This window comes from Micromonospora sp. NBRC 101691, assembly GCF_030269285.1.
Lineage (GTDB): Bacteria > Actinomycetota > Actinomycetes > Mycobacteriales > Micromonosporaceae > Micromonospora > Micromonospora echinospora.
The window spans coordinates 24000-43864 of the sequence record NZ_BSTB01000009.1 but is presented as its reverse complement, the minus strand read 5'-3'; the positions used below and the strand labels follow the sequence as shown (position 1 = coordinate 43864).

The window sequence follows — 19865 nt, the reverse complement described above, 5'->3', positions numbered from 1 at the left end:
TCGGTGCGCGACCGGACCGGCGGTGGTCACCGTGACCCGTCGGTGGGCAGCAGCGGGCCGAGCGGGCCGAGGTCCAGGTTCAGGTCCTCGGGCGCCAGGCCGAAGTGCTCGCGCAGTCCGGCCATCTGCTCCTCCAGCGCCATCAGGGTCATCCCGATCCGCTCGACCTGCTCGTCGGTCAGGTCACCCAGCTCGACCCGGCGCAGCGCCTGCCGTTCCATCAGCTGACGCAGCAGTTCGATGACGGTCAGCACCAGGCTGGCCAGGCCCTTCTCCACCGAGTCCCGGTCCACCGCCAGTCGCCGGTCCAGCGGCGTCACCCGGGGTGCCCGCCACTGCGGCTCGCCGAGCGCGGCAGCCAGCGCGGCGGCCTCGTCCGGTGGGGCCGACCCGGGGTCCTCGGGGGCGGTCATCCGAGGCCACCGGGCGGCTCGGGCGGGGTGAGCGCGCCGACCGAGGAGATCAGGGCGCGCAGCGAGACGTACACCAGGTCGACGTCGGCGATGGAGATGGTGATGTCGCCGCTGACCACCACGCCGGTCGCGAGGACCCGGTCGAGCAGGTCCACCAGGGCGATCGTCTGGTAGGTCAGCGGATCGTCGGCACTGCTCGGCACCAGTGAGGTGGTCGCCATGTCAGCCCCCCGGCTGCCCGACGATGAAGGAGTACGGCGGCCACGGGCCGGTCAGCTCCAGCCGGAGCGCCGGGTGACGCGTGGCGAGGGCCGCGACGACCGCCCGGAACCCGGCGAGCCCCTCGACCGGCACCAGGTACGCGCCGTTGAGCGCCATCGGGTGGGACGCGCCGGAGAGCCGGCTGTCCTGCGGCGTGTGCCGACGGGCCTCGGCCGCGTGGCCGGCCAGTTCCGTGTGCACCGCCGCCGCGCTCTGCGCCGCGGCCTGCTGGCCGGTCTCCCGGGCCCGTAACTGGGCCCGACGCCGCCGCAGGTAGGCGGCGCCCGCTCCGGTGCCGCCGGCCGCCGGGGTCCCTGCGGCACCGACGTCGACCGCCGCGGTTCCCGCACCACTGCGGTCCACCGTCGGCGTCGCCGCACCACCGGGGTCCACCGTCGGGTCTCCCGCGCCACCGGCAGCCGTCCCCGGTGCGGTCGCGCCGCCCCCGGCGGGGGCCGGAGCACCGGGCAGCGCGTACCCCTTGACGCCCCACTCCTGGTGACCGGCGAGCCGGGCCAGGGTGGCGGTCAGGTCGGCCCGGCGGTCGTGCAGCAGCACGGCCAGCCGGCGCTCGTCGGTGTGCACGGTGGCCAGCCGGGCCGGCACCACCGGGCCGGTGCGCGCCAGCACGTCCACCACCCGGTGGTGCGCCCGGGCGGTGCGCTCCAGCCACACCAGGTCCTCCAGGTTGCGGCGCAGCGGCTGCTCGCCGTACTCGTCGAGCGGGACGGCGCTGAACACGGCGGCCAGGCCGGACCCGCGGACCACCCGCACCGGGGTGTCCGCGAGTCCGGTGACCGGAGCCAGCGCTCCGGCGACGGACGCCGGGACGATGCCGTGCAGCCAGGTGCCGGTGCCGGCGGGTGCGGTCGTGACGACCGGATCAGGCCCCATCCCGCTCCTCCAGACGTTCGCTACGCGCGGCGATCCGTGGTCGCCGCTCGGCCTCGACCTCCTCCGGATCGCGCGGTCCCGGCTCGACCGGCGGACGGGCCCGGGAGCTGAGCCACGGATCGTGCTCCCACCAGTCGATGCCGATCTGCCGGGCGGTGTCGACCGAGGCGATCACCAGGCGCAGCTTCAACGTCAGCAGCTCGATGTCGAGCAGGCTGACCCGGATGTCACCGGCGATGACGATGCCCCGGTCGAGCACCCGTTCGAGGATGTCGCCCAGGTTCGCCGGGTCGTGCCCGGCCGGGAGCACCTGCCCGGAGTTCTGCACCACCGAGGGGACCTGTCCCATGGTCATCTCAGCCCACCTCGCCCTTGCCGCGCTGGTAGCGACGGACCCGCCGGAAGGAGAGCACCTCGCCGTCGGCGTCCAGGTCGACCTCGTAGAGGCCGAGCAGGTCGGTCGACGCCGGAATGCGATGGTCCTCCACCAGTTCCACCCCGACCCGCCAGCCGTTCCCGTTGGGCTGCACCGAGGTCACCCCGGACGGGTCCCGACCGGTGAGCCCGCTCAGCTGCCGCAGCGCCTGCCGGGCCGCCTGGCCGGCCGGGATCGGCTCGACCTCCTCTTCCTCGTCGTACGACTCGTCCTCGTACGACTCGTCGTCGGAGTAGTCGTCGTCGGTGTACCGGTCGTCATCCTCCGCGTACCGGTCGTCGGCCGGCTCGCGCCGGTCCTCACCGGCGGACCGGGACCCCGCTCGGCTCCGCTGCGTCCGCACCCTCGCTCACCTCCCTCGCGTCGGTCGGCCCGTCCCGCCGCTCATCCCGCCGCTCGTCCCGGCCGGGCTGACGAGCCGGTTCAGCACCTGCTGCTGCAACCGGTTCCGCTCCTCCTCGGTCAGCTCGCCCGCCGCCGCGGCGGCGTCGATCTCCTCCAGCTCACGGCGGATGTGGACCGGGTTCTGCTGCCGGGCCTCCGCCTCCCGGGCCACCACCTTGAGCACCGCGGTCAGCCCGCGCACCGGTGCGTACGGGAGGGTCAGCAACGACCACAGGATCTCGATCGCCACCGCTCACCCCGCCAGGTGGTGGGCGTCGACGAAGTCGTACGGGGCGAGCGGGCCGAGCAGCCGCATCCGGACCAGCTCCCGGCGTTGGTCGGCGAACTCCTCCGCCACCGCCGCGAACTCGTCCGCCCGGTCGACGTCGACCAGGAACGACACGTGCATCGCGTCCATCTCGTGCCCTGGTGGACGGACCGTGCTGGTGACCGCCACCGGGCCGAGCACGTCGACCAGTTCCCGGGTCTCCGCCTCCCGGCGCAGTTCCACCGCCTGGCTGAGGATCTCCCCGAGCCGGATGCGCTGTTCCCGGCTGACCGCCTCCGGCTGTCCGCGCACCTGCTCGGCGAGGTCCGCCGCGCCCGGTTTCTCGGCGAGCAGCACGCCCATCAGCTCCGACTCGTGGAACCGGCCGCGCATGGTGTACTGCGTCCGTCCCTCCAGCTCGTCGAGGGCGGCCCGGAACCGGTCCCGGTGGGCGTCCAGCAGATCGTGCACCGCGTCGCTGCCGGTGACCACCGTGCCGAACCGCACCGGCACGACCGGGGCCACCGCCGCCGTCCCGTCCAGCAGTTCCTGGTACGCGGAGAGGTCCACCGGCCGACCCACCGGCTGCTCCAGGTCCACCTCGCTGACCAGGGCGGCCAGCTCACCGTGGACCACGGCGGTCACCTCGCCCGGCGGGTCGCCCACCCCGACCGCGTCCTCGGTCGGCTCCACGTCCGCCGGAACGATGCCGTAGACGAACATGCCGCTCTGCCCGGCCATCTCAGCGCCCCCCGTTCCGCCGGTCCGCCCGGCGACGACCGGAGGAGCGTTCCCGGTCCCGGTCGGCACCTGCCTCGTCCCGGTCGTAGTCGTCCTCGTCCTCGTCCTCGTCTCCGGCACCACCGCCGAGTGCCCCGGCCGCCCCGCCGAGGCCCCGGACGGTCTCGCCGACCCCGGACGTGATCCCCTTGGCCGCGTCGGTGACGTTCTCCACCGCCCCGCCCAGGCCGGACTTACCGCGTGGCGTGATGTCCAGCCGGTCGACCGCCTCGGCGAAGCGCAGGTACGTCTCGACGCTCGCCACCACCACCCGCGCGTTGATCTCCAACAGCGGGATGCCGATCACCCCGACGACCACCTGGGCGTCGATCACCACGCCCTTGTCGAGGACCATCTCGACGACGTCCGCCAGGCTCGACGTGGTGCCCCGGTCCAGCGCGGCACCCCCGCCCGGTCCGGCGCTCATTCGTCCCGGTCCTCACGCCGACGCCGGACCACGGGCCGACGGGGGCCCTCCGAGGTACGCCGGGCAGCCGGACGAGGGCGTCCCTCCTCGCGGGAGCGTCCCTCTTCGCGAGGGCGTCCCTCCTCGCGGGAGCGTCCCTCCTCGCGGGGCTGCGGACGGCCGGCCCGCTCCGGACGCCGGCGACGCGGCGGTTCCTCCTCCTCCGGTTCCTCCTCCTCCGGCTCCTCGTCGTACTCGTCGTACTCGTCCTCGTACTCCTCCTCGGCGGGGCGACGACGCGGCGCCGGGCGGCGGGCCCGGCCGGCGGGACGACGACGCTCCCGGGGAGCCTCCTCCGGCTCCTCACCCTCCTCCGGTTCCTCGGGCTCCCGCTCCCGCTCCTGCTCCTGCTCCTGCGACTCGGCTTCGGCGCGCTCCCGCTCCTCACGCAGCGCGGTCTCGTGGTCCTTGACCACCCGCGAGTCGCGGATCTCGCCACGCCAGCCCTCGACCTCATCCGGATCCAGGACGGTCTGGGTCATCACGTGCCGGACGAAGTGCTTCAGTTCGAGGCGTACCCGGCGGCCCTGGGCACGCCAGAGGTTGCCGGTGCGCTCGAAGAGGCCCTGCGGGTGGTACTCGAGCACGACCAGGATCCGGGTGAGGTCCGGGGCCACCGCGTGGAAGCTGACCGTCCCGTCGACCGACCCCTTCTCGCCCTTGGAGCGCCAGTGGATGTGCGAGTCCGGCACCTGCTGGACGACGGTTGACTCCCAGGTCCGGTGCGACCAGAGAACCTGCGCCTTCCAGGTCAGCTTCTCGTCGGACTCCTGGTCGACGTTCTCGACCTTCTTCATGAAGCTCGGGAAGTCCGCGAACTGTGTCCACTGGTTGTAGGCCGCCCGCAGCGGGACGCCCACCTCGATCGTCTCGACGATGTTGGTGACCTTCAGCTTCTTCCCGCCCTTGCCCTTGCCGCCCCGGGCACCGATGGCCGCCATCAACTTCTCCTTACCGCCGGCCAGACCGGCACCGACCATCGCCCGTACCGGCGACTTGCCCTCGGCGAGTTTCTGCGCGCCCGTCGCCGCCGCGACCAGGCCCGGCCCGCCTCCCTGTTTCGCGTACTCGCTGAGCCGACCGGTCGCGCCGGTCACCCGCTCGGTCACCACGGCCACGGCGCGCTCGCCGATCGCCCCGACCAGGTCCCGCGCGTCACGCAGCAACTGGTCGCGCAGCCTGCCGCGCAGGTTCAGGCCCGGGTTCGAGGGGACCGACACGGTCACCACCCCCGCTGCCCGGCGCTGTCGCCGGAGTCACGCCGTCCACGACGGTCGCGCTGCCCACCACCGTCACCGCCGTCACCGCGATCGGACCGGTCCCCGCCGTCACCGCGGTCCTCACCGTCACCGTCACCGCCGCCGGTGGCCTTCCCGCGCAGCGCGTCGGCCCGGCCCCGGAGCTTCCCGCTGACCGCGTCGATGCCGCTGCCGACGGCGGCGGTCGCCGCCGCCCGGCCAGCCCCGACCAGTGGCCCCCCGAGGCGGCTCAGGTTGCTCAACTGGGGCGACGCCTGCACCAGGTCACCGAGCTTGCGTAGTCCGGCCGGGTCCCGGCTCATCCGTCCGGCCGCCACGGCGGCGGCCAGGGTCAGCGCGGTACGCAGCCGGCGACGCCGGCCGAGGACGTAGCCGAGACCGACGGCGAGCCCGATTCGTGTCCCGCTCTTCATGGTGCACTCCTTACCTCCCCGGTGCGGTGCGAAAGCCCGATACGCGCGGTCATGACAATTACCGGGGGCTGAACACGACAACGGCGTCCACTCGGGCAGTCCCATTTCTACGGACTGGTCGGCAGTACCCTGACCCCTGCCCACAAAACCTCGGGAAGTGATTACCGGAGCAGGTCAGAACAGCACTGACAAACCGACGAGCAGGGTGAACCGGACAGACGGGCAGTCGGGAACAGATAGTTCACGACGCTTTTCAAAAAGGCGGAGAAAACGAGTTACGGCATGGGCGGGGCGGAATCAAGACAGATTTCCGCACGTACGTTCTCGCCGTCTGAGCGCAATTTCGCGCCGCACCGGGCGAGCACGCCCAACGCCCCGGTGTTGTCGACGGTCGTCTCGGCGGCCACGGTGCGCATGCCGTGTGCGGCGGCGACGTTGAGCAGCTCCCGCAGGGCCGCCGCGCCGACTCCCTGGCCCCGGGCCGAACGCCCCAGCCACATCCCGGTCTCCACGGTGCCGGGCTCCGCGCGGCGGGCCATCCTGATCATGCCGACGACCTCGCCGCCGAGCAGGATCGCGAACATGACGGTGCCGGTCGGGCCGTCGAAGCCGCCGAAGTGGGCCCGGTGGAACTCGCGGAACGCCTCCCGACGAGCCGCCGACCAGCCGGCCGGCGCCTCCACCGGCGGCATCACGTCACTCGGCTCCGCCTCGGCGGCGGCCACCGAGAGCAGCGGCTCCAGGTTCCGCTCGTCCACCGGCTCCAGCCGGACCGCACCTGCCACGTGCCGCAGTCTGCCGGCCCCACCCGACCGGCGTCCACCCTTCCGCCGGGCACCACCGGTCCGGCCGGCCGGTACCAGCCGGTCGGCGGGGGTGAGTGTTCCTGGTCACGCTCCGGGGTCGGCCGGCTCCGGGAACTCGCACAGGACGACCGACGCGTCGTCGGAACGTTTGGTCCGCCGCAACCGGTCCGGGTGTTCCCGCTCGGCAGCCCGGACCCGTTCGAGCAACGCCCCCGGCCCCTCGGTGGTGACCAGGTCCAGCAGACCGTCCCAGCCGAACAGGCCGAACTGCTCGACCGCGCAGGACGCTCCGTCGCTGAGCAGCACCGCCCGGCGCAGCGCGTTCGGCCCGCGCAGCGGCACCGACCCGGTCACCGCGTGGTACGCCGCGTCCGGGTCGCTGGCCGCCACCCAGTAGCCGTGCGTACGGTTCATCCGTTCCCGCTGCACGGCGACCGCCCGACGGAACCGGGTGGCCGGGTCGTCGGCGGCGCGGGCCGGCACGGTGTGGGCGACCGCACGCAGGTCGGCCAGGGCGGTGTCCAGCCGGTCGTCGGAGACCACCGCCACCCGGCCGCCGGTGTCCAGCACCAGCGGGCTGTCGCAGAGCACCAGGTAGTCGGCCCGATCCCCGCCGTCGCGCAGCAGGCAGACCGTGGCCGACGGCGTACCGGGGTGGTCCAGGTCGCAGGCGCCGCCGTGGTCCGCCCGGACCGCCAGGATCGCCGCCGCCAGATTGCTCATCAGGGTGGCGGCCGGACGGGTCGCCTCGGCGAGCCCGATCCGGGCGGCGAGGTGCCGGACGTACCAGGCCGGACCGTGGACGCAACCGGTGTCGAAGCCGTCCGGCACGGTCGCGCCGTCGAGCACTCCCACCAGCGGCCCGAGGCGGAAGACCGCGTCCTCGTTCTCCAGCCGGCCGGGCGCCGCCGTGGAAGCGGAGCTGACCTGCATCATCGATCGTCCTCCCGTCGGTGGCCGGACTGGTCCGTCATGGTGGCATGCCGTCGGGGACGTCGGGGTCCGTCAGGGTGGCGTACCGCCGGGCACGTCGGTTCGCCACGGACGCGCCGCCGGCGCGTACCGGGGTCGCCCCGTGTAGGGCTCCTCGGCGGTGTACGGCGCGTCGACCGCCATCCCCTCCGGAAACGGCACGGGTTCCGGCAGCGGGGACGGCCCCCGCGTCGGCCCGGTCGGAGCCGACCGCCCTCCGGCCGGCGCGGTCGGCTCCGGCCCGGTCGGCTGAGCCACGGTCGGCTCCGGCGCGGTCGGCTCCGGCGTCGTCGGCTGAGCCACGGTCGCCTCCCGCGCGGTCGACTGAGCCACGGTCGGCGCACCCCCGTTCCGACGCGCCGCCCGGGACCGGGCCAGCCAGCCCGCGACCGCTCCGGCCAGCGCGGCGGTCAGCAGCGGCGCGGGACGCTGGGCGTACCATCCTGCGGCCATGCGCGCTCCCCTCGTCGCCCCGACCCCGCTGCGGACGGGACCAGCACCCGCCTACCCGCCCCGCCCCCGGACATGCCCCGGTTTCCACCGCACCCCGACGGTCGGCAGCGCTTCCGGATCTGCCCGGATGCGACAGCACGCGACTGTCGACGGCAGCGCTCTCGGACCTGCCCGGGTGCGAGGGCACCCGCCGGGCGACGGCGGCGCTTCCGGACCCGCCCGGTCCGTCGGCACCCCGGCCGTTCCGACCGTCACCGGCTTCCGGCGGCGATTCCGCCCGCCACGGCCACTGTCGGGTCAGCGACGGCGGTTGCGGGCCCGGGACGAGCGCAGCCGACGCAGCCGGCCGACCAGCAACGGGTCGGCGGCGAGAGCGGCCGGATTGTCCAGCAGCGCGTTGAGAAGTTGGTAGTACCGGGTGGCGGAGAGGCTGAAGGTGTCCCGGATGGCCTGCTCCTTGGCACCGGCGTGCCGCCACCAGTGCCGCTCGAAGGCGAGGATCCCCCGTTCGCGCTCGGTCAGACCGTCCGCGGGTCCCGAACCGCCGGCATCCTGCGCCGACGGCACCTCGGAGACGCTCTCCGGGCCGGGCGGGGCGGACTCCACCTCCGGGGCGGACCGGGGCGGGGGCACCCCGCGCGCGGACGACGACGTTGGTTCCGTGCGGTCGGCACGGCCGGGGAACGCGTCGGCGGACGGCTGCATGGCGCTCCTCGGGCAGGCGGCCGGCCGGGCGACGCCAACCGGGGAACCCCAGGGTAACCAGGTTGGGCCAGCCACGCATCGCACGTCCGACGTGCCGCCGCCCAGGTGTTTGCAGGGGCCCCCTGCTCACCGGAAATGATGAACAGGGGACCCCTGCAGGCACCCCAGCGGCGTGCTCAGGCGATGTCGCGACGGCGCATCGACCAGAGGGCTGCGCCGAGGGCGAGCACCAGCCCGGTGAGGAGCAGCACCGACGAGTGCTGCCAGGTGATGGTGAGGACATCGGGCTCGCAGCCCCCGGACACCGAGAAGTTGCAGGCGTCGTAGTTCTCCAGCTTGATCTCCTTCCCCATCCAGGCCAGGCCGTAGGTGGGGATCAGCCATGCCTCGGGGAACTTCACGTCGGCCAGGGCGAGCACCACGCCGAGGCCGAACTGCCCGACGACGCCCACCGCGAGCACGCCGCCCAGGGCGAACGCGGTGTGCCGGCCGAGCGAGGCCAGCGCGAACCCGACCACCGCCGCGACCACCACCAACGCGAACCCGCGCAGGCCGGTGAGGGCGAAGGACTGCCAGACGCCCGAGGTCATCCTGGCGGTGCTGCCCCGGAAGGAGCCGACCGCCCAGAACGCGGCCGTCCACGCGAGCAGCCCGAGCACGGTCACCGCGACCACGCCGGTGAGCAGCGCCGCCAGCTTGGTCAGCAGGACGTTGAGCCGCTTCGGCCGCCACAGCAGCAGGTTCATCATGCCGCCGGTGCTCCACTCGGCACCGACGAAGGAGGCGCCGACCACGAAGGCGATCAACCCCAGGATGGCCGCGTACGTGACCAGGGTCTCCCCGAAGTTGCTCCGGAAGTCGAAGGTCGACGGCAGGAACCACTGTGCCTCGAACGAGTCACGGGGCGGCGGGGTGATGACCGAGCAGTCGTCGGGGAACCGGTTGTCGTTCGGTTCCCCGGCCGCCTCCGCCCGCTCGCACGCGTCCCGCTCGCGCTGGCTGTAGCGGACCTGTTCCTCGTACTGCGCCTGGGCCGTCCGTTCGGCGGCGGCGCGCTGCTCCGGGCCGATCTTCTGGTTGGTGAGGAACGTGCCGACCGCCACGGCGAGGAGCACCAGCAGGCCGATCAGGGTCATGTACCGGGTGAAGCGGCGCTTGCCGAGGCGACGCAGTTCGGTGACGTACAGGCTCATGCGCTCCGCCCTCCCTGGTTGTGGCCGCCGACCTTGCGGGACTCGTCGACCTGACGGTGCTGGCCGGGAACCGGCGCGGTGGCGGTCAGTTCCAGGAAGACGCTCTCCAGGTCGGCGGTGACCGGGGCGAGTTCGCTGACGTAGAGACCGTGTTCGGCGAGGAGCCGGGTCACCGTGGCCGGCTTGTCCACGCCGGCCAGCATCAGGTGGTCGTCGTACCCGGTGACCTGCAGACCGGACCGGCGCAGCGTCTCGGCGGCGAGCGGCAGGTCGGTGACCGCCTCCAGCCGCACCCGTACCGCGCCGCCGGAGTAGCGGGCGAGCACCTCGTCGACCGGTCCGAAGGCGACCCGACGGCCCAGCGAGATGATGGTGACCGAGTCGCAGATGAGCTGGATCTCGCCGAGGATGTGGCTGGAGAGCACCACGGTCATCCCGGAGGCGGCCAGGTCGCGCATGAGCGTGCGCATCTCCCGGATGCCGCCCGGGTCGAGGCCGTTGGCCGGCTCGTCGAGGATCAGCAGCTTCGGGTCCTTGAGCAGCGCCGAGGCGACCGCGAGGCGCTGCTTCATGCCGAGCGAGTACGTCTTGACCCGCTCGCCGGCCCGGTCGCGGAGCCCGACCAGTTCCAGTACCTCGTCGACCCGGCCAGGCGCGACGTTCCCGGCCCCGGCGAGCAGCGAGAGGGTGTCCCGCGCAGAGAAGTGCGGGAAGAACTGCGGGCTCTCCACGATCGCGCCGACCTGCCCGGCCACCTCGGGCAACGCGGCCGGGACCTCACGGCCGAACAACGCCATCCGGCCCGCGTTCGCCCGGATCAGACCGAGCAGGGTACGCAGGGTGGTGGTCTTGCCGGATCCGTTCGGGCCGAGGAAGCCGTGCACCTGCCCGGCGTCGACCCGCATGTCGAAGCCGTCGAGCGCGTGCCGTTCGCCGCGCCTCCGGCTCTTGTACGTCTTGCGTAGACCTTCTATCTCCAGCACGGCGGGCACGTTGACCTCCCCCGCTCGGGTTTATGACGGGAGAGACAATACTGTGTTATCCGCAATAGTGGGGGCGGAAACGCCGTCGTCGCGCACGCTCCTCCCGACGACGACGTTCCCGACCAGGCACCGAGCCCGGACGGCACCCTGGACGGACAGCACCCGGACCGGACTCCGGTGACCGGTCGAACCGGTCAGCGGCCGACGGACCCCGCCGGCACCCGGCGTCGCCGGCCGACCAGCGTCAGTCCGATCCCGGCGAAGACGATTACCAACGCGCCTCCCGCCATCGGCAGCACCGGCGGCAGCCCGGTGATCGGCAGGGTGCCGGGATCGTCCCCGCCACCCGTCCCCGAGCCCGCCACCTGGACGACGATGGTCCGCGACGCGCCGACCAGTTCCCGGTCGGGGTCCGGGACGACCACCCGGTACTGGTGGCCGCCGGCCCCCTTCGGCGTGACGGCGAGCGTGAAGCGACCCTTGTCCGGGACCGTGCCGTCGACCATGGTGCGCCAGGCCCCGTCCACCTGTTCCTGGAGTTCGACACCGGTCTCGCCGGCGGGCTTGACCGTGCCGGTGAAGGTGACCTTCGTGCCCGCCGGGACGCTGGTCCGGTCGGCCGTGGCGGTGACGGCGGGCCTGATCCGGGGATGCCGGGACGCGGCGACGACGAACGAGGGTGACACCGAGACGTTGGACGGGCGCAGGATGCCGACGCAGCGCAGGGAACGGTCAGCCGTCGGGTACACCTTGGAGAACGAGCCGTCGGCGGCCGTCCTGCCGTTGGGCGCCCCCGGGTGCTCGACGCAGGAGTTGTCGACGCCGAAGAAGATCGGCTGGTCGGGGATGCCCTTCCCGGTGTCCTGGTAGAAGAACCTGCCCCGGACCGTCAACCGGCCGTCGCCGACCAACGGGTCGGGCGCGAACTCCATGGTCACGGCCGGCAGGTGGGTTCCCGACACGTCGAGGGTCGCCGCCAGTGGGGAGTTCCGGGGATCGATGTCGAGACTCCGCCCCCCGGAGTCCACCGCGACCACCCGGCTGACCGCCCAGACACCTTTCCAGGTGGACGGCACCTGGACCGTCGCGCTCCACACGCCGTCCCGCGCGGTGCCGGCCGTGAGCGCCAACTCCACGCCCTCGGTGACCGCCGGCCCGCCGGACACCCGGGTGATCGTGACGTGGGGCAGGTGGACGCCGTCCATTCCGGAGACGACCTCGACCCCGGACTCGTCGGTGAGGTGGACGGAGACGGTGACCGGCACCAGGTCGACACCGGAGACGGAGACGTCGTCGGGCGTCACCGTGATGCCCTCGACCACCGGAGGCGCCGTGTCGGACGCCGGAGCGGCGAGCCCCGCGGGCGCGGTGAGCACGCCACCGATGGTGAGGAAGATCGCGGTGAGCCCGATCCTCAGTCCTGACATGTGATGACCTCCGGAGGGTGGCCGTGGCCGGGAAGCCACGTCGACACCCTTCCAGTCCGCCAGCGGCCGGCCGCCGTTCGCGACTGTCGGCTTTCCGACTGCGCCTGCCCGCTCAGGCGCAGATGACGGTGACCCCGGCGGCCCGGAACTCCTCGACCACGGAGGGCGCGGCCCCCGAGTCGGTGACCAGGGTCTCGACCCGGTCCACCGGGCAGATCCGGGCGAAGGCGTGACCGCCGAGCTTGGACGAGTCCGCGATGATCACCACTCGCCGGGCTCGGGCCACCATCAGGTTGTTCATCGCCGCCTCGCCCTCGTGGTGGGCGGCGGCCCCGAGGTGCGGGTCGATCGCGTCCACCCCGAGCAGCGCGACGTCCAGGGTGACCTCGCGCAGCAGCGCGCCGCCCAGCGGGCCGACCAGCTCGAACGACTTCGGCCGCACCACCCCGCCGGCCACCACGATCTTCATGCGGGACCGGACCAGCAGCTCGTTGGCGATGTTCAGGGCGTTGGTGACCACGGTGAGCTGGGCACCCTCGGCGCTGGTGTTCAGGTCGGGCCGGACGGCGAGCGCCCGGGCGACCTCGGTGCTGGTGGTGCCGCCGTTGAGGCCGACCACGGTGCCGGGCGAGACGAGCGCGGCGGCGGCGGCCCCGATCCGCTGCTTCTCGGCCGAGTGCTTGGCGGTCTTGTAGCGCAGTGGAAGGTCGTACGAGACCCCGTTGGCGACCGCACCGCCCCGGGTACGCGTGATCATCTGCTGTTGGGCGAGCTGGTCGAAGTCCCGACGGATGGTGGCCTGGGAGACGTCCAGCCGCTCGGCGGCCTCCTCGACGCTGACTCGACCGTCGTCGGTCAGCATCTCCAGCAGGGCGTTCCATCGGGCGTACCGGTCCACTGCGGGGGCCTCCCCTGACTGCACGGAACGTGAGCGATTGCGTGCACAGTAGTGCGCGAAACGCGGGCGCGCAAAGCAATGCGTTGCGCGAACGCGCAAGCGGTTGCCATGACCCCCCGACTTCACGCAGAATGGCGCTCGAAACATGCCCCTAACGAGCCGTAATGCGCACAGCCTCCCCTACGAGGAGTTCTCATGGCGTACGTGGACGCGGAGATCGCCAGCCAGCCGGACTGCTGGCGCGAGGCAGCGAACCTCGCCCCGACCGTCACCGACCGGCTACCTCGCCCCGGCGAGCGGGTGGCCGTCGTCGGCTGCGGCACCTCCTGGTTCATGAGCAGCGCGTACGCGGCCCGCCGCGAGGCTGTCGGGCTGGGCGAGACCGACGCCTTCCAGGCCTCCGAGTTCCCGGTCGGCCGCCGCTACGACCGGCTCATCGCGATCACCCGCTCCGGCACCACCACCGAGGTCACCGACCTGCTCGCCGCGCTCCGCGGTCACCTGCCGACCACGGTGATCGTCGGCGACCCGGACTCCCCCGCGACGCGTCTGGCCGACGCCGTGGTCACCCTGCCCTTCGCCGACGAGCGGTCGGTGGTGCAGACCCGCTTCGCCACCACCGCCCTGGCCCTGCTCCGCGCCCACCTCGGCGACAACGTCCCCGCGCTGGCCGCCGACGCCGAGGTGGCCGTCCGCGCGCCGTTGCCGCTCGACCCGGCCCGGGTGGAACAGGCCACCTTCCTCGGCCGGGGCTGGACCGTCGGCCTGGCCCAAGAGGCCGCGCTGAAGTGCCGGGAGGCGGCCACCTTCTGGGCCGAGGCGTACCCGGCGATGGACTACCGGCACGGGCCGATCTCGATCGCCGCCCCCGGCCGGCTGGTCTGGGCCTTCGGTGAGATCCCGGACGGGCTCGCCGAGGACGTCGCGGCCACCGGCGCGGCCTTCGTACACAGCCGTACCAACGGCTGTCGCACCGTGCTCGGACGGTGGGCCGCTGGGCGCAACCCGGTGGACCCGATGGCCGACCTGATCCTGGCGCAGCGCTTCGCGGTCGCGCTCGCCACCTGCCGGGGCCTCGACCCCGACGCGCCCCGGCACCTGTCCCGCTCCGTGGTGCTCGCGTGACCGCAGGCCCGCCCGTCGCCGGCCGGGTCGGCGAGTCGGTGGTCGTCGCACTGGACGTCGGCGGAACAGGCATGAAGTGCGCCCTGGTCCGCCCGGACGGCACGGTGATCCATGCGGAACGGCACCCGACCGGCGCCGACCGGGGCCCCGACGCGGTCGTGGACACCATCCTGGACGTCGCCGAGGGACTCGCCGACCGGGCCCGCGCCGACGGGCTCACCCCCCGGGCGCTCGGCGTCGCCGTCCCCGGCGTCATCGACGAGGCCACCGGGGTGGCGGTCTGGTCGGCGAACCTGGGCTTCCGGGACGTACCCCTGCGGAAGCTGGCGACCGAACGGCTCGGCCTGCCCACGGCGCTCGGCCACGACGTGCGCGCCGGGGGCCTGGCCGAGGCCCGGCTCGGGGCCGGTCACGACACCCGGCACGTGCTCTTCGTCGCGGTCGGCACCGGCATCGCCGCCGCCCACGTGGTCGACGGGTCGGCCGCCGTCGGCGCGCACGGCGCCGCCGGGGAGATCGGCCACATCCTGGTACGCCCGCACGGCCCACGCTGCGGCTGCGGACGCGTCGGCTGCCTGGAGGCGGTGGCGTCGGCCGCCGCGATCGGCCGCCGTTACGCCGAGTTGTCGGGCCTGCCGGGGAGCACCGCCGCCGACGTGGTCGAGCGGGCCGTGGCCGGTGAGGAACTGGCCCGGGAGGTGTGGAGCAGCGCCGTCGAGGCGCTCGCCGACGGGCTCGCCACCGGTCAGGCCCTCTTCGACGTGCAGACCATGGTGCTCGGCGGCGGCCTGGTACGGGCCGGACGACACCTGTTCGACCCGCTCCGTACCGCACTGCGGGAACGGATGACCTTCCACCGGGAGCCTCGTCTGGTCGCCGCCACACTCGGCGACGAGGCCGGCTGTCTCGGTGCGGCCCTGCTCGCCCTCGACTCTCTGGAGCCCTGATGACCCAACGGGTGACCGGCAAGGTGGTGACCCCGACCGGCGTGATCCGTCAGGGGTGCGTGGAGATCGGTGACGGTCGGATCCGGGCGGTCGCGGAGTACCCGACGGCGCGCGACGGCCAGTGGATCGTCCCCGGCTTCGTCGACATGCACACCCACGGCGGCGGGGGGCACACCTTCACCACCGGCGACCCGGAGGCCGCCCGGGGGGCCGCCGCGTTCCACCTGCGGCACGGCACCACCACCCTGCTGGCCAGCCTGGTCAGTTCCCCGTTCGCGCTGATGCGGGAGGCCACCACGGCGTTCGCCCCGCTGGTGCGGGAGGGCGTGCTCGCCGGCATCCACTTCGAGGGTCCGTACCTGTCGACGGTTCGGTGCGGCGCACAGAACCCGGAGTTCCTCCGCGACCCGTCCACCGAGGAACTGACCGAGTTGATCCGACTCGGCGAGGGCGCGGTCCGGATGGTCACCCTGGCTCCGGAACGTGACGGGGCGCTGGACGCCGTCAAGCTGCTCACCGGGGAGCGGGTGGTCGCGGCGATCGGGCACACCGACGCCAGCTACGACCAGACCCGGGCGGCGATCGCCGCCGGGGCCAGCGTCGCCACCCACCTGTTCAACGGCATGCGCCCGGTGCACCACCGCGAGCCCGGACCGGCGGTGGCCCTGCTCTCCGCCCCGAACGTGGTCTGTGAGCTGGTCGCCGACGGCGTGCACCTGCACGACGGGATGCTCGCCTTCGCCACCTCCGTCGCCGGCCCCGAGCGGACCGCCCTGATCACCGACGCGATGGCCGCCGCCGGCATGGCCGACGGCGAGTACGAGTTGGGCGGACAGTCGGTCACCGTGGCCGACGGGGTGGCCCGACTCACCCGGGACGGCGCGATCGCCGGGAGCACCCTCACCATGGACGCCGCGCTGCGGCAGGCGGTGGCCGCCGGGATCGCCATGTCCGACGTCTGCCGGATGGTCGCCACCACCCCGGCCCGTGCGCTCGGCCTGGGCGACCGCCTCGGCGCGTTGCAGGCCGGTCTCCGCGCCGACCTGGTCGTCCTCGACGAGGACCTCACCGTGCTCCGGGTGATGCGCGGCGGTGAGTGGCTGGACTGACCGCCGGGTGGGTAGCAGGGGCCCCCTGTTACCGCATTCTGATGAGGAAGGGCCCCCTGCAACCACCCGCGGGCAGCGGGGGGTTGCCCCGTCCGCACGGACGGCTCCACAGGTGGTGTGGCCGGAGGTCAGACGTCGGCGACGTCGACGCCGAGCACGGCCTGCTCGTCGGGGCGGTGCACCAGCACGTCGTTGAGGAACGACTGCACCGCCGGGCCCATGCCGACGTCGCGGCCGGCCCGCTCGGAGAGCAGCCACTTGTGCTCGATGATCTGGGTGAACAGCTCCTGCGGCTCCAGCTTGTGCCGCAGGTGGGCGGGGACCGCCCGGACCACCGGCTCGAACACCTCGGTCAACCAGCGGTGGGCAGCCTGCTGCTCGTCGGTGAGGTCGCTCTCCGCCCGGTACGCGTCGAGGTCGTTGAGGAGCTTGCGGGCCTGGTTCTCCTCGGCGTCCAGGCCGGTCAGCCGGAGCAGACGCCGGGTGTGGTAGCCGGCGTCGACGACCTTCGGGCGGATCAGGTAGCGCCCACCGTCGATCGTGGCGAGCGACACCTCGGCGACGTCGAAGCCCATGTCGTTGAGGCGCCGGATCCGCCGCTCGATGTCGTGGCGGGCGTCCCGCTCGACCTGCTGCTCGTAGGTGACCTCGTGCCAGAGCCGCTCGTACCGCTGCACGACCTCCTCGCAGACCATCTCCGGGTCGATCGACTCGTGCAGCAGACCGGCGGCCTGGAGGTCCAGCGCCTCACCGAAGATGTTGACCCGGGCGATCTCCAGATCCTCGCCCCGCTGACCGTTGGAGAGGGAGTTGCGCAGGGCCCCGGTCTCGGCGTCCACCAGGTAGGCGGCGAACGCGCCCGCGTCCCGACGGAACAGGGTGTTCGACAGCGAGCAGTCGCCCCAGAAGAAGCCGGTCAGGTGCATCCGGACGATCAGCGCGGCGAGCGCGTCGAGGAGCCGCTCCAGGGTCTCCGGACGGAGCGTGTGCGAGAAGAGCGCCCGGTACGGCAGGGAGAACTGGAGGTGCCGGGTGATCAGCACCGGATCCAGGGGCTGCCCGTCCGGGTCGTGTCGGTCGGCGACGATCGCCACCGCCTCCACGGCGGGAAAGTCGATCCGTTCCAGTGCCCGGAGCAGGTCGTACTCGCGCTCGGCGACCCGCTCGCTGGTCTCCTTGACCGCGTAGACGTAGCCGCCCATCCGCACGAACCGGACGATGTGTCGGGAGATGCCCTGCGGGAGGGCCACCAGGTGTTCGGCAGGCCACTCCTCCAGCGGGGTCGACCAGGGTAGGTCGAGCAGCGCCGGGTCGACGAGAGCCGAAGTGATCCGCACGGGACAAGCATGCCGGCTCCGCCCGCACCGCGCCTCCCTTCGTGGCTGGGCACACAGCCATTGATGTCCCACCGCGCCGGTGGTCCCGGTGCGCAGGGTGGTCGGGTGGTTGCAGGGGGCCCTTCCTACCGCTTTCTGACGAGCAGGGGTCCCCTGCAACCACCCGACGCGCGACCACCCGACGCACAACCGCACGACGCACAACCGCACGACGCACGACCGCGCGACGCACAACCACCCGGCCGCCGCCGGACAACGGTGCGTGCCGGGGCCGCACGGGGGCGTCGGCGGCGGCCGGTAGCGTGATCGGCGTGCGGGAGCCGAACACGGTACGACGGGACACATGGCTGCGGCCGGTCCGTCCCGCCGGCTGGTGGTTCGACGTGCTGCTGCTGGCCGGGCTGGTGGCGATCACCGTGGCGCTCGCCGACCGCCGTCTCTTCGGCATCGACCGGGCGGTCGCCGACTGGGCCGACGCGCACCGGCCCCCGGTGGCGCACGGCATCGCGGTGGTCTTCAACTACCTCGGGCAGGGCACCCCGCTGACGCTGCTCACGGCGGGGATGGGACTGCTGCTGGTGGTCCGGCTCCACTCGCTGCGTCCACTCCTGCCCAGCGTGGTGGCCTTCGCGCTGACGTACTTCACCATCGGCCCGCTGAAGGTGTGGACGGCACGCCCCGCGCCGAGCGCCAGCGTCAAGGATCCGTACCTCCCACCCGAGCAGACGCTCCCCCTCTTCCAGGACGAGCTGCCGCTGCGCTTCGCCCAGTCGTACCCGTCGGGGCACGTGGCCAACGCGATCGTCTGGTACGGCGTACTGGCGCTGCTGCTCGCTCCGCTGCTGCGCAGCTACGGCCGCAGCATGTCGCCCCGGCTGGTCACCGTGGTCCGGGTGGTCCCGCCGGTCGTGGTCATGTTCACCACGACCTACCTGGGCTGGCACTGGCTGACCGACTCGGTGGCCGGGCTGCTGCTCGGGCTGCTGCTGGACCGGATCCTGCACCGGGTGCCCTGGGACGACGTACCGCTGCCGGGGCGTCTGCGGAACTGGAACCGCCCGTTCATCTCGTCCCCCTAGGGTCACGGTCGTGGAACGACTGGCGCGACGGTTGGGTCTGGCCGATGCCGTGGTGATCGGTCTGGGGTCGATGCTCGGCGCGGGCGTCTTCGTGGTCTTCGCGCCGGCCGCCGCCGCGGCCGGCGGCGTGGGCCTGCTGCTCGCAGTGGCCCTGGCCGGGTTCGTCGCGTTCTGCAACGCGACCAGTTCGGCCCGGCTCGCCGCCCGCTATCCCGAGTCCGGCGGCACCTACGTGTACGGGCGGGAGCGGCTCGGTGGGTACGCCGGTTTCCTCGCCGGCTGGGGGTTCGTGGTCGGCAAGACGGCGAGTTGCGCGGCGATGGCGCTGACCATCGGGGCGTACCTCTGGCCGGGGCAGGCGCGACTCGTCGCGGCCGGCGCGGTGGTGGCGGTGACCGGGGTGAACCTGCGCGGTATCGGGAAGACCGCGACCGCGACGAAGATCCTGGTCGGCGTGGTGCTGGCGGTGCTGGCCCTGGTCGCGCTGACCGGGGCGGGCGCGGTCTCCGCGGACCGGATCGGTGGCCTCGACGGTCACGCCCGGGGCGTGCTCACCGCCGCCGGGCTGCTCTTCTTCGCCTTTGCCGGGTACGCCCGGATCGCCACTCTCGGCGAGGAGGTCCGTGACCCGGAGCGCACCATTCCCCGCGCGGTGCCGCTGGCCCTCGGCATCGTGCTGGCGATCTACCTGGCGCTGGCGGTGGTGACCGCCGGCGTGCTCGGTGACGCGCTGGCCACCTCCGCCGCGCCCCTGGTCGACGTGGTGATCGCCGCCGGACTGCCCGACCTGGCCTGGGTGGTCCGCGCCGGGGCGGCCGTCGCGGTGACCGGGGTGCTGCTATCCCTGGTCGCCGGGGTGGGACGGACGACGCTGGCGATGGCCCGTCGCCGTGACCTGCCGGCCGCCCTCGCCGCCGTGCACCCCCGGCACCGGGTGCCGCACCGCGCCGAACTGGCCGTCGCCGCCGTGGTGATCGTCGTGGTGCTGCTCGGTGACGTACGGGGCGCGATCGGCTTCTCGTCCTGCACGGTGCTGGTCTACTACGCGATCACCAACGCCGCCGCGCTGACGCTGGGACGGGAGCCGGGCCGGCGGCTGCCGGTGCGGGCGCTGGCGGTGGCCGGGCTGGTAGGTTGCCTGCTGCTCGTGGTCAACCTGCCACTGTCGAGCGTGCTCGCCGGCTTCGGCGTCCTCGTTCTCGGGACGATCTGGTACGCCCTCCGCCGCCCAGCCCGGTCATCATGAGTTGCGGCATG

The 19865-nt window shown here is 73.3% G+C and carries 24 protein-coding genes; 5 read left to right on the top strand and 19 right to left on the bottom strand.

Going from position 1 to position 19865, the window contains the following annotated elements; genetic code table 11:
- Window positions 1–26 precede the first annotated feature (26 nt).
- The 18 genes from QSK20_RS15995 to QSK20_RS15910 all read right to left on the bottom strand — a co-directional run bounded on the left by QSK20_RS15995 (window position 27) and on the right by QSK20_RS15910 (window position 13011).
- Window positions 27–413 carry a gas vesicle protein K gene (locus QSK20_RS15995; RefSeq protein ID WP_285789380.1) on the bottom strand — a complete coding sequence of 129 codons (387 nt, stop codon included), beginning with the start codon at window positions 411–413 and terminating at the stop codon, window positions 27–29.
- Window positions 410–634, bottom strand: coding sequence for a gas vesicle protein (locus QSK20_RS15990; RefSeq protein WP_285789379.1), 225 nt, complete (start codon window positions 632–634; stop codon window positions 410–412). Before QSK20_RS15990 ends, QSK20_RS15995 begins: the two co-directional genes overlap by 4 nt.
- Before the next feature lies 1 nt (window position 635).
- Window positions 636–1568 carry a GvpL/GvpF family gas vesicle protein gene (locus tag QSK20_RS15985; protein ID WP_285789378.1) on the bottom strand — a complete coding sequence of 311 codons (933 nt, stop codon included), beginning with the start codon at window positions 1566–1568 and terminating at the stop codon, window positions 636–638.
- Window positions 1558–1923: a gas vesicle protein gene (locus tag QSK20_RS15980; protein WP_285789377.1), complete on the bottom strand. Its 366-nt coding sequence runs from the start codon at window positions 1921–1923 to the stop codon at window positions 1558–1560. The genes QSK20_RS15985 and QSK20_RS15980 overlap by 11 nt, the downstream gene beginning before the upstream one ends.
- A gap of 1 nt (window position 1924) precedes the next feature.
- Window positions 1925–2347: a gas vesicle protein GvpO gene (locus tag QSK20_RS15975; RefSeq protein ID WP_285789376.1), complete on the bottom strand. Its 423-nt coding sequence runs from the start codon at window positions 2345–2347 to the stop codon at window positions 1925–1927.
- 6 nt (window positions 2348–2353) lie between these two features.
- Window positions 2354–2638, bottom strand: coding sequence for a gas vesicle protein GvpG (locus QSK20_RS15970; protein ID WP_285789375.1), 285 nt, complete (start codon window positions 2636–2638; stop codon window positions 2354–2356).
- 3 nt (window positions 2639–2641) lie between these two features.
- Entirely contained in the window at window positions 2642–3397 is a 756-nt protein-coding gene (locus tag QSK20_RS15965; protein ID WP_285789374.1) for a GvpL/GvpF family gas vesicle protein, read from the bottom strand.
- Window position 3398: 1 nt separating this feature from the next.
- A complete protein-coding gene (gvpJ, locus tag QSK20_RS32255; RefSeq protein ID WP_285789373.1) occupies window positions 3399–3863 on the bottom strand; it encodes a gas vesicle protein GvpJ in 465 nt (154 codons plus the stop codon).
- Window positions 3860–5122 carry an SRPBCC family protein gene (locus tag QSK20_RS15955; RefSeq protein WP_285789372.1) on the bottom strand — a complete coding sequence of 421 codons (1263 nt, stop codon included), beginning with the start codon at window positions 5120–5122 and terminating at the stop codon, window positions 3860–3862. The genes gvpJ and QSK20_RS15955 overlap by 4 nt, the downstream gene beginning before the upstream one ends.
- A gap of 2 nt (window positions 5123–5124) precedes the next feature.
- Window positions 5125–5574: a hypothetical protein gene (locus tag QSK20_RS15950; protein WP_285789371.1), complete on the bottom strand. Its 450-nt coding sequence runs from the start codon at window positions 5572–5574 to the stop codon at window positions 5125–5127.
- Window positions 5575–5849: 275 nt separating this feature from the next.
- Entirely contained in the window at window positions 5850–6359 is a 510-nt protein-coding gene (locus QSK20_RS15945) for a GNAT family N-acetyltransferase (protein ID WP_285789370.1), read from the bottom strand.
- 105 nt (window positions 6360–6464) lie between these two features.
- Window positions 6465–7316: a hypothetical protein gene (locus QSK20_RS15940; protein ID WP_285789369.1), complete on the bottom strand. Its 852-nt coding sequence runs from the start codon at window positions 7314–7316 to the stop codon at window positions 6465–6467.
- A gap of 69 nt (window positions 7317–7385) precedes the next feature.
- Window positions 7386–7805 carry a hypothetical protein gene (locus QSK20_RS15935; RefSeq protein ID WP_285789368.1) on the bottom strand — a complete coding sequence of 140 codons (420 nt, stop codon included), beginning with the start codon at window positions 7803–7805 and terminating at the stop codon, window positions 7386–7388.
- Window positions 7806–8102: 297 nt separating this feature from the next.
- Entirely contained in the window at window positions 8103–8510 is a 408-nt protein-coding gene (locus QSK20_RS15930; RefSeq protein WP_285789367.1) for a DUF3263 domain-containing protein, read from the bottom strand.
- Between the two features lie 176 nt (window positions 8511–8686).
- On the bottom strand, window positions 8687–9703 hold the full coding sequence (locus tag QSK20_RS15925) for an ABC transporter permease subunit (protein ID WP_285789366.1): 1017 nt from the start codon (window positions 9701–9703) through the stop codon (window positions 8687–8689).
- Complete coding sequence (locus QSK20_RS15920; RefSeq protein WP_502888919.1) at window positions 9700–10608, bottom strand: ATP-binding cassette domain-containing protein; 909 nt, start codon at window positions 10606–10608, stop codon at window positions 9700–9702. The genes QSK20_RS15925 and QSK20_RS15920 overlap by 4 nt, the downstream gene beginning before the upstream one ends.
- A gap of 272 nt (window positions 10609–10880) precedes the next feature.
- Window positions 10881–12113, bottom strand: a complete 1233-nt coding sequence (locus QSK20_RS15915) for a hypothetical protein (RefSeq protein ID WP_285789364.1) — start codon at window positions 12111–12113, stop codon at window positions 10881–10883.
- Window positions 12114–12225: 112 nt separating this feature from the next.
- Window positions 12226–13011: a DeoR/GlpR family DNA-binding transcription regulator gene (locus QSK20_RS15910; RefSeq protein WP_145837415.1), complete on the bottom strand. Its 786-nt coding sequence runs from the start codon at window positions 13009–13011 to the stop codon at window positions 12226–12228.
- Between the two features lie 195 nt (window positions 13012–13206).
- Between QSK20_RS15910 and QSK20_RS15905 the strand changes: the two genes are divergently transcribed.
- From QSK20_RS15905 to nagA, 3 genes are read left to right on the top strand one after another with little or no spacing between them, the layout of a single operon-like run.
- Window positions 13207–14136 (top strand): SIS domain-containing protein, encoded by a 930-nt coding sequence (locus tag QSK20_RS15905; RefSeq protein ID WP_285789363.1) that lies wholly within the window; start codon window positions 13207–13209, stop codon window positions 14134–14136.
- Window positions 14133–15083 carry an ROK family protein gene (locus QSK20_RS15900; RefSeq protein ID WP_285789362.1) on the top strand — a complete coding sequence of 317 codons (951 nt, stop codon included), beginning with the start codon at window positions 14133–14135 and terminating at the stop codon, window positions 15081–15083. Before QSK20_RS15905 ends, QSK20_RS15900 begins: the two co-directional genes overlap by 4 nt.
- Window positions 15083–16192 carry an N-acetylglucosamine-6-phosphate deacetylase gene (gene nagA, locus QSK20_RS15895; protein WP_285789361.1) on the top strand — a complete coding sequence of 370 codons (1110 nt, stop codon included), beginning with the start codon at window positions 15083–15085 and terminating at the stop codon, window positions 16190–16192. The genes QSK20_RS15900 and nagA overlap by 1 nt, the downstream gene beginning before the upstream one ends.
- Before the next feature lie 128 nt (window positions 16193–16320).
- On the opposite strand, the gene QSK20_RS15890 is transcribed toward nagA, so the two are convergent.
- On the bottom strand, window positions 16321–17529 hold the full coding sequence (locus QSK20_RS15890; protein WP_285789360.1) for a DUF4032 domain-containing protein: 1209 nt from the start codon (window positions 17527–17529) through the stop codon (window positions 16321–16323).
- A gap of 302 nt (window positions 17530–17831) precedes the next feature.
- Between QSK20_RS15890 and QSK20_RS15885 the strand changes: the two genes are divergently transcribed.
- Together QSK20_RS15885 and QSK20_RS15880 are read left to right on the top strand one after the other, a co-directional pair.
- Window positions 17832–18608 (top strand): phosphatase PAP2 family protein, encoded by a 777-nt coding sequence (locus QSK20_RS15885; RefSeq protein WP_502888909.1) that lies wholly within the window; start codon window positions 17832–17834, stop codon window positions 18606–18608.
- A gap of 10 nt (window positions 18609–18618) precedes the next feature.
- Entirely contained in the window at window positions 18619–19854 is a 1236-nt protein-coding gene (locus tag QSK20_RS15880; protein WP_285789358.1) for an APC family permease, read from the top strand.
- The last annotated feature ends 11 nt before the right edge of the window (window positions 19855–19865 follow it).

Coding starts and splice junctions, on each gene's coding strand:
- QSK20_RS15995 (WP_285789380.1), bottom strand. CDS start 413: ATGACCGCCCCCGAGGACCCCGGGTCGGCCCCACCGGACGAGGCCGCC.
- QSK20_RS15990 (WP_285789379.1), bottom strand. CDS start 634: ATGGCGACCACCTCACTGGTGCCGAGCAGTGCCGACGATCCGCTGACC.
- QSK20_RS15985 (WP_285789378.1), bottom strand. CDS start 1,568: ATGGGGCCTGATCCGGTCGTCACGACCGCACCCGCCGGCACCGGCACC.
- QSK20_RS15980 (WP_285789377.1), bottom strand. CDS start 1,923: ATGACCATGGGACAGGTCCCCTCGGTGGTGCAGAACTCCGGGCAGGTG.
- QSK20_RS15965 (WP_285789374.1), bottom strand. CDS start 3,397: ATGGCCGGGCAGAGCGGCATGTTCGTCTACGGCATCGTTCCGGCGGAC.
- gvpJ (WP_285789373.1), bottom strand. CDS start 3,863: ATGAGCGCCGGACCGGGCGGGGGTGCCGCGCTGGACCGGGGCACCACG.
- QSK20_RS15950 (WP_285789371.1), bottom strand. CDS start 5,574: ATGAAGAGCGGGACACGAATCGGGCTCGCCGTCGGTCTCGGCTACGTC.
- QSK20_RS15940 (WP_285789369.1), bottom strand. CDS start 7,316: ATGATGCAGGTCAGCTCCGCTTCCACGGCGGCGCCCGGCCGGCTGGAG.
- QSK20_RS15935 (WP_285789368.1), bottom strand. CDS start 7,805: ATGGCCGCAGGATGGTACGCCCAGCGTCCCGCGCCGCTGCTGACCGCC.
- QSK20_RS15930 (WP_285789367.1), bottom strand. CDS start 8,510: ATGCAGCCGTCCGCCGACGCGTTCCCCGGCCGTGCCGACCGCACGGAA.
- QSK20_RS15925 (WP_285789366.1), bottom strand. CDS start 9,703: ATGAGCCTGTACGTCACCGAACTGCGTCGCCTCGGCAAGCGCCGCTTC.
- QSK20_RS15920 (WP_502888919.1), bottom strand. CDS start 10,608: ATGCGGGTCGACGCCGGGCAGGTGCACGGCTTCCTCGGCCCGAACGGA.
- QSK20_RS15915 (WP_285789364.1), bottom strand. CDS start 12,113: ATGTCAGGACTGAGGATCGGGCTCACCGCGATCTTCCTCACCATCGGT.
- QSK20_RS15905 (WP_285789363.1), top strand. CDS start 13,207: ATGGCGTACGTGGACGCGGAGATCGCCAGCCAGCCGGACTGCTGGCGC.
- nagA (WP_285789361.1), top strand. CDS start 15,083: ATGACCCAACGGGTGACCGGCAAGGTGGTGACCCCGACCGGCGTGATC.